This is a genomic window from Salegentibacter sp. BDJ18, assembly GCF_017579965.1.
Lineage (GTDB): Bacteria > Bacteroidota > Bacteroidia > Flavobacteriales > Flavobacteriaceae > Salegentibacter.
Genome location: NZ_JAFLQX010000002.1, coordinates 23,125 through 36,040, shown reverse-complemented (window position 1 = coordinate 36,040; position 12,916 = coordinate 23,125). Strand labels below are relative to the sequence as shown.

Annotated in this window: 11 protein-coding genes; 7 read left to right on the top strand and 4 right to left on the bottom strand. The window is 38.0% G+C overall.

Annotated elements, in window-relative coordinates; translation table 11 throughout:
• The first annotated feature begins 18 nt into the window (after positions 1-18).
• A complete protein-coding gene (locus tag J0871_RS00835; RefSeq protein WP_208222791.1) occupies positions 19-2,454 on the top strand; it encodes a sodium-translocating pyrophosphatase in 2,436 nt (811 codons plus the stop codon).
• 185 nt (positions 2,455-2,639) lie between these two features.
• On the opposite strand, the gene J0871_RS00830 is transcribed toward J0871_RS00835, so the two are convergent.
• Entirely contained in the window at positions 2,640-3,122 is a 483-nt protein-coding gene (locus tag J0871_RS00830) for a ferritin-like domain-containing protein (RefSeq protein ID WP_208222790.1), read from the bottom strand.
• Positions 3,123-3,334: 212 nt separating this feature from the next.
• On the opposite strand from J0871_RS00830, the gene J0871_RS00825 reads away from it, so the two are divergent.
• The 4 genes from J0871_RS00825 to J0871_RS00810 all read left to right on the top strand — a co-directional run bounded on the left by J0871_RS00825 (position 3,335) and on the right by J0871_RS00810 (position 8,016).
• Positions 3,335-3,583: a Rho termination factor N-terminal domain-containing protein gene (locus tag J0871_RS00825; protein ID WP_208222789.1), complete on the top strand. Its 249-nt coding sequence runs from the start codon at positions 3,335-3,337 to the stop codon at positions 3,581-3,583.
• A gap of 1 nt (position 3,584) precedes the next feature.
• Entirely contained in the window at positions 3,585-4,361 is a 777-nt protein-coding gene (locus J0871_RS00820) for a Ku protein (protein ID WP_208222788.1), read from the top strand.
• A 3-nt stretch (positions 4,362-4,364) separates the two neighbouring features.
• Positions 4,365-6,824 carry a DNA ligase D gene (gene ligD / locus J0871_RS00815; RefSeq protein WP_208222787.1) on the top strand — a complete coding sequence of 820 codons (2,460 nt, stop codon included), beginning with the start codon at positions 4,365-4,367 and terminating at the stop codon, positions 6,822-6,824.
• Positions 6,825-6,981: 157 nt separating this feature from the next.
• Positions 6,982-8,016 carry a phosphatase domain-containing protein gene (locus tag J0871_RS00810; protein ID WP_208222786.1) on the top strand — a complete coding sequence of 345 codons (1,035 nt, stop codon included), beginning with the start codon at positions 6,982-6,984 and terminating at the stop codon, positions 8,014-8,016.
• A 12-nt stretch (positions 8,017-8,028) separates the two neighbouring features.
• Here J0871_RS00810 and J0871_RS00805 read toward each other — a convergent pair whose 3' ends face one another.
• Together J0871_RS00805 and J0871_RS00800 are read right to left on the bottom strand one after the other, a co-directional pair.
• Complete coding sequence (locus J0871_RS00805; RefSeq protein ID WP_208222785.1) at positions 8,029-8,694, bottom strand: sterol desaturase family protein; 666 nt, start codon at positions 8,692-8,694, stop codon at positions 8,029-8,031.
• An 11-nt stretch (positions 8,695-8,705) separates the two neighbouring features.
• Entirely contained in the window at positions 8,706-9,320 is a 615-nt protein-coding gene (locus J0871_RS00800; RefSeq protein ID WP_208222784.1) for a deoxynucleoside kinase, read from the bottom strand.
• Positions 9,321-9,497: 177 nt separating this feature from the next.
• On the opposite strand from J0871_RS00800, the gene J0871_RS00795 reads away from it, so the two are divergent.
• The gene (locus tag J0871_RS00795) at positions 9,498-10,391 is read left to right on the top strand and encodes a DUF302 domain-containing protein (RefSeq protein WP_208222783.1); all 894 of its coding nucleotides are present in this window, start codon (positions 9,498-9,500) and stop codon (positions 10,389-10,391) included.
• Here the strand turns inward: J0871_RS00795 and J0871_RS00790 are convergent.
• On the bottom strand, positions 10,388-11,305 hold the full coding sequence (locus tag J0871_RS00790; protein WP_208222782.1) for an AraC family transcriptional regulator: 918 nt from the start codon (positions 11,303-11,305) through the stop codon (positions 10,388-10,390). The two genes, J0871_RS00795 and J0871_RS00790, sit on opposite strands and share 4 nt — an antisense overlap.
• Before the next feature lie 111 nt (positions 11,306-11,416).
• Between J0871_RS00790 and J0871_RS00785 the strand changes: the two genes are divergently transcribed.
• Positions 11,417-12,916, top strand: a complete 1,500-nt coding sequence (locus J0871_RS00785; protein WP_075324819.1) for an aldehyde dehydrogenase family protein — start codon at positions 11,417-11,419, stop codon at positions 12,914-12,916.

Genomic DNA, 12,916 nt, shown 5'->3' with positions numbered 1-12,916 from the left:
TAAAACTTAACAATTAATATGGAATCAATGATGATTTATATGCCTGCAATACTTGCAGTCGTTGGCCTTGTTTTTATGTGGGCCAAACGTTCGTGGGTCTTAAAACAGGATGCCGGAGACGGCAAGATGAAAGATATTTCTTCACACATCTACGAAGGGGCGCTCGCCTTTTTAAATGCAGAATATAAATTACTTAGTTTTTTTGTAGTAGGAGCCAGTATTGCACTAGCTGCTATTGCTTATGTAGTGCCAACCACGCATTACCTGATTATCGTTGCTTTTATCTTTGGTGCGTTTTTCTCTGCCCTTGCCGGAAACATGGGAATGAAAATCGCTACCAAAACCAATGTTAGAACCACCCAGGCGGCCAGAACAAGTTTGCCGCAAGCATTAAAAGTTTCTTTTGGTGGCGGTACCGTCATGGGACTTGGCGTTGCCGGTCTTGCCGTATTGGGACTTACTGGTTTTTTTATTCTTTTCTTTCATTATTTCATGGGAGGCGAATGGACAAATACTACACAAATGACGGTAGTCCTGGAAACCCTTGCCGGTTTCTCTTTGGGTGCCGAATCTATAGCCTTGTTTGCCCGTGTGGGTGGCGGTATTTACACTAAAGCGGCCGATGTTGGAGCCGATTTAGTAGGTAAAGTTGAAGCAGGAATTCCTGAAGACGACCCTCGTAACCCTGCCACCATTGCCGATAACGTGGGCGATAACGTTGGAGATGTAGCCGGAATGGGTGCCGATCTTTTTGGAAGTTATGTAGCCACCGTTCTTGCGGCGATGGTTTTAGGAAACTACATTATTGAAGATATGGGTGGAAATATCGTTGATTCCGGATTTGGTGGAATTGGCCCTATTTTATTACCTATGGCTATTGCAGGTGCGGGAATTATCATTTCTATAATCGGAACTTTATTAGTGAAAATTAGCAGTAACTCGGCTAAAGAAGCTGAGGTTCAGAAAGCTTTAAATATTGGAAACTGGACAGCTATAATTCTTGTAGCCGTGGCCAGTTATTTTCTGGTAACCTGGATGCTTCCTAAAGAAACCCTAACTATGGGCTTTTTTGTTGGCGGAGCCGAAGGTTTTGAATATATGGATATTTCATCCATCAGGGTGTTTTACGCCTGTTTAGTAGGAATTGTTGTTGGGGGTGTAATTTCAGCAGTAACAGAATATTATACAGGTCTTGGTAAAAAACCGGTGCTTTCTATCGTACAAAACTCAAGTACGGGTGCCGGAACCAATATTATTGCCGGTTTAGCTACCGGGATGATCTCAACATTTCTTTCCGTCTTATTATTTGCAATTGCAATTTGGGCATCTTACGCTTTTGCCGGCTTCTACGGTGTTGCGCTAGCAGCCTCTGCAATGATGGCGACTACGGCAATGCAATTGGCAATTGACGCTTTTGGCCCTATAGCCGATAATGCCGGTGGAATTGCTGAAATGAGTGAACTTCCCGCTGAGGTTAGAGAACGTACAGATATCCTGGATTCCGTAGGAAATACTACCGCGGCTACAGGGAAAGGTTTTGCGATTGCTTCAGCAGCACTTACTTCGCTTGCGCTTTTTGCTGCATATGTGACTTTTACAGGAATAGACGGGATCAATATTTTTAAAGCTCCAGTTTTAGCGATGTTGTTTATCGGCGGAATGGTGCCGGTCGTATTTTCGGCATTAGCAATGAAATCTGTTGGGAAAGCAGCGATGAAAATGGTGGAAGAAGTTAGACGACAGTTTAAAACTATTCCCGGAATTATGGAAGGAACCGCGAAACCTGAATATGATAAATGTGTGGCGATTTCTACTGAAGCGGCTTTAAAAGAAATGCTGCTTCCAGGAGTTTTAACCATTGGTTTCCCTATCGCGATCGCCCTTATCCCAATGCTTTTTGGATATGAAAATGTATTGATCGCTGAAATGCTTGGAGGTTATATGGCCGGGGTTACGGTAAGCGGAGTGCTTTGGGCAATTTTTCAGAATAATGCAGGCGGTGCCTGGGATAATGCTAAAAAGTCTTTTGAAGCAGGAGTAATGATTAATGGGGAAATGACGTACAAAGGTTCTGAGGCACATAAAGCGGCAGTAACCGGAGACACCGTTGGTGATCCTTTTAAAGATACTTCAGGACCTTCGATGAATATTTTAATAAAATTAACCTGTTTAATTGGTTTGGTGATCGCACCAATTCTTGGAGGCCATACCGAAGGCGATATTCCTAACGAAGGGGCTTCTATAGAGATGGAACAAAATATAAATGCCGAAGATGTAGCTGAAAATCTTTCAGAAGAAATTCAGGTAAATATGACTTCGGAAGGAAATAAAACCATTGCAAAAGTGAGGATAACCACCACGATAAAAGGGAAAACCACAGTTCAGCAAAAAACCTTTACAGGTACTAAAGCTGAAGTTGAAAAACAAGTACAGGATTTAAAAGATAAAGTCTGATCGTTTTTCGGATTATAGAATAAAAAGAGGTTGTTTGAAATCCTTATAAAACGTCATCCTGAATTTATTTCAGGATCTAACATGATTATAATTTACTTCATGTTAGAAGCTGAAACAATCCCGAAGCGTCGGGACGCTTGGCGAAAACAGAGAAAATCAAACAGCCTCTTTTCTTTTAAATAGACCTATTTAGCCTTTTTATTTACGCGTTTTTCAGCGAGCTTGTTTAAGTCTTCATCTGCAGTGTATTCTTCATCAAGGGTTTTCTGCAATGTTTTTGCTGCATCCTTATGGCCTAATTCTTTGGCGTATCTCACCAGGGTACCGTAGCCTGAAATTTCATAATGCTCAACCCGCTGGGCATCTGCGATAAGACCGGCGTCCCTCACATCATCTTCCGCATCTTCTTTTAGAAAAGACTCTGCCTCTTCAATAAGGCCTTTCATAGCTTTACATTCTTCGCCAGTTGGTTTAAACCCTAAATCTTTACTAACTTCTTCCAATCGTTTTTTGTGCTCTTTGGTTTCTTCCAAATGATTTTCAAAAGCCTTTTTCAGTTTTTCATCATTTGCAGCTTTTGCCATTTTCGGTAAAGCTTTTACTAACTGGCTTTCGGCACTGTAAAGGTCTTTTAATTGGTGCTCAAATAGATCTTCTAACTTTTTCATAATTAAATATTTAATGGTTAAAATTGTTAGATAAATTTATAAGCAAACTGAACTGGAGCAAGTTAAATGAGTGATAAAGCTTTGTTGTTTATTCCTTAAATTTTTTAAGCAAGTAATCTTCATTTTAATTTTAACAAAGCTACAACTAAGCTTACGCGGTAATTCCCTTAATTTTAATTGGAAACTTTTTTATTAACCAAAAATTGAATATTATGGCTAAAGATCATGGACCATCAATTAAGAATGATGAACAGTATGAGGAACTTCGCGATAAAGGAATGAGCAAATCTAAAGCCGCGAGAATTGCAAACGATTCTAACTCTGGTGAAAAAGGAGGAAAAGCCGATAAATACGAAGAACGTACTAAAGAGGAACTTTATGAGAAAGCCCAGGAGATTGGAATTGAAGGTAGAAGTGATATGAGTAAAGATGAGTTAATTAAAGCCCTTAGAAACCACTAGAATGAGATCTATATGGAATGGCTCTATTAGCTTCGGACTGGTTTCTATACCGGTAAAATTATATTCTGCTTCAGAAAGTAGAAAACTGGATTTGGATATGCTGGATAAGCACGATAATGCCCGCATAAGGTATAAACGTGTGAATGAAGATACCGGGAAAGAAGTGGAGTGGAAAGATATTGTAAAGGGTTTTAAAAAGGATGAAGATTATATTGTACTCGAGAAAGAGGATTTTGAAAATGCGAACCTTAAAAAGAGTAAAACTATAGATATTGAAGAATTTGTGGCCGAAGATGATGTGGCCGAAGTTCTTTATAAAAAGCCCTATTTTCTGGAACCTCAAAAAGAAGGCGGTAAATCTTATAATTTACTCCGCGATGCTTTGAAAAAAACCGGGAAACTGGGCGTGGCTACTTTTGTAATGCGCCAAAAAGAGTACTTAAGCCTGGTTGGTGTTTACGATAAAGCTTTGGTACTTCACGTAATAAGATTTTCAGATGAAATTAGGGAAACCAAAGACCTGAAGTTGCCAAAAACTAAAGTCGCCAAAAAAGAGGTAGATATGGCTATTTCCCTTATAGAACAGTACACTACAGAATTTGATCCAGATAAGTTTAAAGATGTTTATAACGATCAATTAATGAAGATCATTGAATCAAAGAGCACCGGTAAAAAGCCGAAGCCGCAAAAATTTAAAGATGAACCTACCCAGGCCAAAGATCTTATGGCTAAACTAAAAGCCAGTTTAGATAAAAAGAAAAAATCTAAAGCATCCTAAGCGATGGGTTTAGAAGATTATAAAAAGAAACGTGACTTTAATAACACACCAGAACCCGGTGCCGATTTTTCTACCGAAAACCGGGGAAGGTTTGTTATTCAGCGGCACGAGGCTACGCGCCTGCACTACGACCTACGCCTGGAAATGGAAGGCGTTTTAAAAAGTTGGGCCGTTCCTAAAGGTCCCTCCATGAACCCGAAAGACAAACGTCTTGCCATAGAAACCGAAGATCATCCCGTAAAATATCTACATTTTGAAGGCACAATTCCTAAAGGAAATTATGGTGCCGGGGAAATGCAAATTTGGGATAAAGGAACTTTTAAAGCCGCTTCAAAAACCAATGATAATCTTGAAGAACAATGGGAAGATGGCAACCTAAAAATCGTTTTTAGCGGAAAAAAGATAAAAGGAGAATTTGCCCTGGTAAAAACCAAACGCGGTGATAAGAAAAATCAGTGGCTGCTTATTAAAAAGAAAGACGATTTTTCTACCGATCTGGATTATGATGCGGAAGTTTTTTCTGAAAAATCTTCTAAAAGTAAGAGCTCCGATAAATCTAAAGGGAAAGTCAGGAAAATAAAACCTTCAGAATTTATAAAGCCTATGCTGGCCACCACCGGCAAAAAAATATTTAACGATCCCGATTGGATTTACGAGTTAAAATGGGACGGTTACAGAGCGCTGGCCAATATTGAAGACGGCAAGGTAGATCTTTATTCCCGCAATGGGATTTCCTTTAATTCTAAGTTCTCAAAATTGGTTAAAGATTTAGAACAGATTGAGCACGATGTGATTTTAGATGGTGAAATCGTGGTATTGAATAAAGAGGGAATTCCACAGTTCCAGGCTTTGCAAAATTATAATGAAAACACCCCGGGAGCCTTGCGTTTTTATGTTTTTGATATGCTTTTTCTCAATGGGCATTCTATGCTGAATTTACCACTTTTAGAGCGCAAAAGTTTAATTCCGGAGGTGGTGGAAAATTTGGATTTGGTCCAATATTGCGATCATATAGAAGGAATGGGTACCGCATTTTATAATAAAGCTATAGACCTGGGATTGGAAGGTGTGATCGCCAAAAAAGCCGATGCTACCTATTCTCCCGGGTATAGAACTGAAAAATGGCTGAAATTAAAAGGTGAAAACACCCGGGAAGTGCTTATTTGCGGATATACTACTTCAGAAGGTGCTGTTTTTGGTTCATTGATTATGGGCGCTTATGAAGATGAAGATTTAAAATATATAGGAAATTGCGGTACCGGTTTTTCGAACGACGAACAGAAAGCATTGTTGAAAAAGTTTAAAAGCCGGGAACGAAAAACCTCTCCTTTTTCAGGAAAAATAAATTTAAAAGGAAGAGAACCGGTTTGGATGCGCCCCGATTTGATTGCTGAAGTAAAGTTTTCAGAAATTACAAAAACCGGTAAATTAAGGCATCCGGTTTTTAAGACTTTGCGAAAAGATAAGGACCCGGAAGAAATTTCAGCTGAAGAAATTATTGAAAATAAAGCTTCCGAAGAAAATAAATCTAAGAAATCAACTTCTAAAAGAAAGTCTGGAGAAAGCCTGGAAATAGATGGGATAGATGTTCCGTTTACTAATCTGGACAAAGTATACTGGCCTGATTCCGGGTTTAGAAAATATGATTTAATAGATTATTATATCCAGGTTTCAGAAGTCATGTTGCCCTACTTAAAAGATCGCCCGCAAAATTTGCACCGGCATCCTAACGGCATTAAAAAACAAGGCTTTTACCAGAAAGATAACGAAGGAAATTTACCCGATTGGATAGCAACCACAGAAATTTATTCGGAATCTTCTGAAAAAGATATTGAGTATTTGCTTTGCCAGAATGAGCCCACGCTTTTATATATGGCTAATTTGGGTTGTATAGAGATCAATCCGTGGAATTCCAGGGTGGAAAATCTAGATTTTCCCGATTATACGGTGATAGATTTAGACCCTTCAGATAAAAATACTTTTGAAGAGGTTATTGAAGTTGCCCAGGCCGCAAAAGAAGTCATGGACCTAGCAAAAATAGAAGGTTACTGCAAGACTTCAGGTTCCAGCGGACTTCATATTTATATTCCGCTGGGCGGAAATTATTCTTATGATGAAGCACGGGATTTTACCAAATTGCTGTGTTATTATATCGCAGATAAAGTCCCGAAAATAACCAGTATGGATCGCGCTAAAAAGAAGCGAAAAGACAAGATCTACCTGGATTATTTACAAAACCGAAGAGGCCAAACTTTAGCTTCTGCCTATTGCGCACGCCCAAAACCCGGTGCGCCGGTTTCAGCTCCTTTAGAATGGAAAGAAGTGAAAAGCGGACTTAAAATTCTTGATTTTACCATTAAAGATATGCCGCAGCGAATTCAGAAAAAAGGAGATTTGTTTACCAAAGTACTAGAAGAGGAGATTGATATGGAAAAGGCCATGCAAAACCTGGAATCTTCCTAAAGTTTATTTAAAAGCAGGGCAGGGCTTCTTTATAATTTTTAAATTGACTGGATAATCGAGTCTTGAAAGCTCCCAGGCTTACCTCGAAATTAAAATATATTTTCTATAAATACTTCTTGAGGTTGCTCGGGGGCAAATTTATTTAAAGTGCAAATTAATGAAGAAAAGATTACGCAAACTTGCTGGCCGGTATAAGCTCATAGACCAGGTTTTAATTACGCCCTATAGAAGCTATGGAACCCATTCACACCTTTATATAAAAGGGCGCGTGTTGGATAATGAACCCTTAAAAATTACCCAGGATGCGAATATTTTTAAAACGATAAAAACCACTTATAAACAATTTGATACGTTTGAAATTCCTGATGCGCAGGTAGATTTAAGTCTTCCGGAAAAAGTACAGGCCACCACACAAAGTGATGACGAAGGTTTCTTTTTATTTGATAATACCATAGAACAAAACCTGGCAGAACACGCCGACGAAGAGGGCTGGCTGGATTATGATATTTTTTATAAAGGTCCGTTAGGAAAAAAGACAGAATTATTGGAAGATCCTTTTAAAGGAGATTTTTTAATTCCCGATCCAAATGCTGAATATGGAGTAATTAGCGATATAGACGATACTATTTTGCACACCGGCGTAACTTCATTTTTAAAACTGCGGTTGCTAAAAAATTCACTGCTTACCAATGCTTATAATAGAATTCCATTAAAGGGTGCGGCTGAATTTTACCAAAAACTGCACACCGGTAGAGATGGGACGCCTAATAATCCTATTTTTTATTTAAGTAACAGTCCGTGGAATTTATACGAATACCTCAAACTATTTTTAGATCATAATGCTTTCCCGAAGGGACCAATTTTGCTTCGAAAATTCAGAACGCCTTTTGATGGAAGTATAAAACCTGAAAAACCTCATAAACAAAAAGAGATCGCCAATATTTTAAAGACTTATCCTGAAATGAATTTTATTCTTATTGGTGATAGTGGCGAGCACGATGCATCTATTTACACCGAAATCGCTGCCCAGTACCCAGATAGAATTCTGGCAATTTATTTAAGAAGCGTAAAGCATAAAAAACAAATGAGCCGCGTACGCAGTATCATAGATAATTTTGAAACCACGCCGGTGCTAATGGTTGAGACTTCGCAGGAAGCCGTAGAACATGTCAGGGAACATGGTTTTATTTAGAAAACTGAAAATTTAATCATCTATACTTTGCCCAACTGCTGTTTTTCTACTTGCAGGCGCTTTTCTTGGCATAGTTCTAAATATATGATCCCATAACGGAGAGGAAACCCCAAAGGCCCTATCTGATTCACGATAATGGTGAATACTGTGATGGTGCCATAAAGTTTTTAGGAAATTATTGGGCACTTTAAAAGCGTGTACCGAATAATGCACCGCCAGGTAACCTGCATATCCTATTAGAAATCCGGCCAAAAATCCGAATACATAATCGCCTAAAACTGCCCGGTAAATTATAAAGAGTACAGTAGCAATTATAAGGCTTAAAACCGGAGGCATTGCCAATCGTGATTTATCTTTAGGATAATCGTGGTGCACCCCGTGCATAGTATAAGAAATCTTCTTTTTACGTTCACTCGTTGCGGGAATATGATACAAATACCGGTGCATAATATATTCTACAAAAGTGAAAAAGAAAAGTCCGGATACGAAGAGGCCTACCATTATTGGTGTTTCAAACCCTTTTTCAATAATTCCATAGTAAATTAATGCCACAGCAATTACTCCAAAAATAATCAACGGAAAAGAAATATGCGTGTGCGTAAGTTTTTCTAAAATTGGGTTGTCAAATAACTTTGGAGAACCCTTATGTTTTGGTCTTTTAAGTTTTGTTGATTCCATTTTTAATAGATTTAAAATAAACCATGAATTTCAGCGTCAATACGGTTGATAATATCTCCCAAATCTTCGGGGTTATCTACAAAATTAATATTATCGACGTCTATTATTAACAAATTTCCTTTGGTATAATTGTGTACCCAGGCTTCATATCTTTCATTTAACCTGCTTAAATAATCTATTGAAATCGAGTTTTCGTAGTCCCGACCTCGTTTATGTATCTGAGACACCAAATTAGGAATACTACTTCTTAAATAGATAAGTAGATCGGGTCCCTGCACCACGCTTTCCATAAGGTCAAAAAGCGAACTGTAATTTTTAAAATCCCTATTGGTCATTAAACCCATAGCATGTAGGTTTGGTGCAAAAATATGGGCATCCTCATAAATAGTTCTGTCCTGTATTATCTTTTTTCCGCTTTCACGAATTTGTAAGATTTGCCTAAACCTGCTATTTAAAAAATAGATCTGCAGGTTAAAAGACCAGCGTTCCATTTTATTATAAAAATCTTCGAGATAGGGATTCTCCAATACATCTTCATACTGCGCTTCCCAGTTGTAATGTTTTGCCAATAATTTAGTAAGCGTGGTTTTACCTGCTCCTATATTCCCTGCAATCGCTACGTGCATAAATTCATTAAATTAGATAGTTATTTGGGGCGCTAAAAAAGCGCGGGTGTAAAGATACAAGAATTAAGGCGGCCTGTATTTTACACCCTGTCAAAATACTCATAAATCTTGAAAAGCTAAAGGAATTGAATCTATATCTCCCTAAATTTGATTAAATTAAAACAAGAATTACGGCTTATGACATCAATGTTAAAATTTATTTTCTTTTTATTTTTCTTCGGAATTTTTATCGGTTCGGCGCAGGAAAAGCAAAACGACCATCTTATGATTACTGAAAGTAAGTATGGTTTTGAAAGTACCGTATCCAGATTAGAATCGGTGGTGAAGCAAAATGAAGCCCTTTCACTTTTTGCTAAAATAGATCATTCTGCAAATGCCGAAGATGCGAATTTAGAACTTAACAAAGCCAGTGTTCTAATTTTTGGAAACCCTAAGCAGGGAAGTTTACTTATACAAAAAGATCAGCTTGCCGGTTTGGATCTTCCGCTTAAAATGTTGGTGTATAAAAATGGTGATATAACCGAAGTCACATACAGTAGTGTAAATTACCTGAAATCAAGGTTTGAATTTAAAGGAGTCAGGAACCTGTCTAAGGTGAAAAAGGGGCTTAAAGATATGGCTTCAAAAGCTTCAGGAGGAAAGGTTAAAAAATCGGGAAAATTTAAAGTAGATACCCATGAAGGCATTATTTCAGAAATAAGCGAATTTGATTTTAAAACTACTTACGACCGACTGATCACTGCTATTGAAGAAAATCCTAATCTAAAAATTTTTTCAGAAATAGATCATTTTAAAAATGCAGAGCAGGTGGGTGTGGGATTACGTTCTACCAGGTTAATCATTTTTGGCAATCCTAAAGTTGGTACACCAATTATGCAGGAGAACTCCCGAATTGCACTGGAGTTTCCGGTTAAATTTCTGGTTTGGCGGGACGAGGCCGGGATAGTAAAGATTTCTTATAACGATCCTGCTTTTTTAGCCAAAAGGTTTAAACTAACTCAAAATATTTCGCAATTGGAAACTATGAAAAATGCTTTAGAGAATTTGAGTAAAAATGCAGCGAAATATTAAGTGAGATTATCTTTAACCAGTTTTCTGTATTGATTTGGTGTTATTTTCTCGAAACGTTTAAATTGACGGTTAAAATAGCTGGTATTGTTAAATCCGCTCTTATAAGCGATGTCGGCAAACTTGCTATTTGTTCTTTGGATTAGTTTCTTCGCAAATTTAATTCGTTCCCCGTTTAGATAATCTATAGGACTTTCACCAAGCGTATTTTTAAAACTTCGGTAAAAATTTGAAGTACTCATACAGGCTTTATCTGCCAGCTTATCTACCTGAATGTTTTCGGTAAGATGTTCTCGCATATATTTTACGATAAACGCCATTCTATTATTATCAAAAAGCGTTTCATTATCCAGGAGCATTACTTTTGCTTTAGTTTGAAGTAACCTGATAATTAGTTCCTTTACCATTAAATCTAACAAAGCATCTTTAGCTTTACCATCTTCCAGGAAAGTGCTAAAAATACGATCTAACACAAATTGTACCTGCTGGTTATTAGCCAGGTGTACCGCGCTGGCATCAAAGCTATGTTGATCGTTTTCGAAATCTATACGTGTGTTTTCATTAAAGATTTCTACCGTTTCTTTTATTTTATCGGGATCAATTCCCAGGGCGAGACATCGCGTAGGATTTTTTGAATTGGCCAGGGGAAAATCAATGACCATCTTTTTATCTGAAGGTAACACTACAGATTCTCCCGGGAAAAAATCAAAAGATTTCATTCCTTCCAGGTGCATTATTTTTTTTCCCGTAAGCATACTTGCAATAATTGGAAAGCTAAACTGAAGGTTCACACTTTCTGCTACCTGCCGCGTTTCAAAAACGTTTAGTTCAGCATAATCAGCACTGTAAATCGTCCTGTTTTCAATAGAAGTATTCAGCTTTAAATTGCGATTATAGTTTGATATATTGGTATTCAAAACCCGTTTAATTTAATAAGTTAATAGTAATGTAATACTTATTTGTAGAAAAGTTCAATTATTTACTCTTAAAATTAGGGATATTAGGAATGTAATTTAAAAAATATTTCTATGAGCTATTCAGCACCAAAATTTAAAGAAAAATATGGCAATTTTATTAACGGGAAATTTCAGGATCCCATAGATGGGAAATACTTTGAGAACCATTCGCCGGTAGATAATAAATTACTAGCCAAATATCCAAGATCTAACGATAAGGATGTAAAAAGCGCGATAGAAGCTGCTAACAATGCTAAAGATGAATGGGGCAAAACTTCGGCCTCAGAACGGGCTGCGATTTTGCATAAAATAGCCGATGTGATACAGGAAAACCTGGAAACTTTCGCGCAAATGGAAACCGCCGATAACGGGAAGTCTATACGCGAAACAATGAATGCTGATGTTCCCCTGGCGGTAGATCATTTTAGATATTTTGCTTCAGCTATTAGAGCAGAAGAAGGATCGGCTACAGAACTTAACGAAAATACCCTTTCCTTAATTATCAACGAGCCACTTGGCGTGGTTGCTCAAATTATTCCCTGGAATTTTCCACTATTAATGCTTGCCTGGAAAGTGGCACCCGCATTAGCTTCTGGAAACTGCGTAGTTTTAAAACCTGCAGAACAAACGCCTGCTTCTGCAACATTTTTAGCTGAAAAAATTGCAGATCTTTTACCTCCGGGAGTTTTTAATGTTATTCACGGTTTTGGTCCTGAAGCAGGGAAACCTTTGGCTTCCAGCCCAAATGTAGATAAAGTGGCCTTTACAGGAGAAACCACTACCGGGCAGTTAATTATGCAATATGCTTCAAAAAACCTGCACCCGGTAACCATGGAGCTTGGAGGGAAATCGCCTAATGTCTTTTTCAATAGTATTATGGATCACGACGATGCTTTCCTTGATAAATGTATTGAAGGCGCTGTGCTTTTCGCGTTTAACCAGGGTGAAGTTTGTACCGCACCATCCAGGATTTTAATCCAGGAAGATATTTATGATGAATTCATTAAAAGGGTGATAGAGCGCACCAAAGCTATAAAAATGGGTAATCCGTTTGAGGAGTCTACGATGATGGGCGCACAGGCTTCCAGTGATCAGCATCAGAAAATCCTGGAATATATTAAGATAGGTAAGGATGAAGGCGCTGAGGTTTTAGCCGGTGGTGATGCAGCAAAACTTGAGGGAAATTTAGCCAACGGATTTTATATTCAGCCGACTATTTTAAAAGGCCATAATAAAATGAGGGTTTTTCAGGAAGAAATTTTTGGACCTGTGGTAGCGGTTTGCACCTTTAAAGATGAAGCCGAAGCCATTGAAATTGCAAATGATACGATGTATGGTTTGGGTGCCGGAGTTTGGACCCGAGATGCGCATCAATTATATCAAATTCCGCGCGCTATAAAAGCCGGGCGGGTTTGGGTAAATTGTTATCACGATTATCCCGCACACGCGCCATTTGGAGGTTACAAAAAATCTGGTTTCGGAAGGGAAAATCATTTGATGATGCTGAATCATTATAGACAAAGCAAGAATATGCTAATTTCTTATGATAAGAATAAATTAGGATTCTTTTAG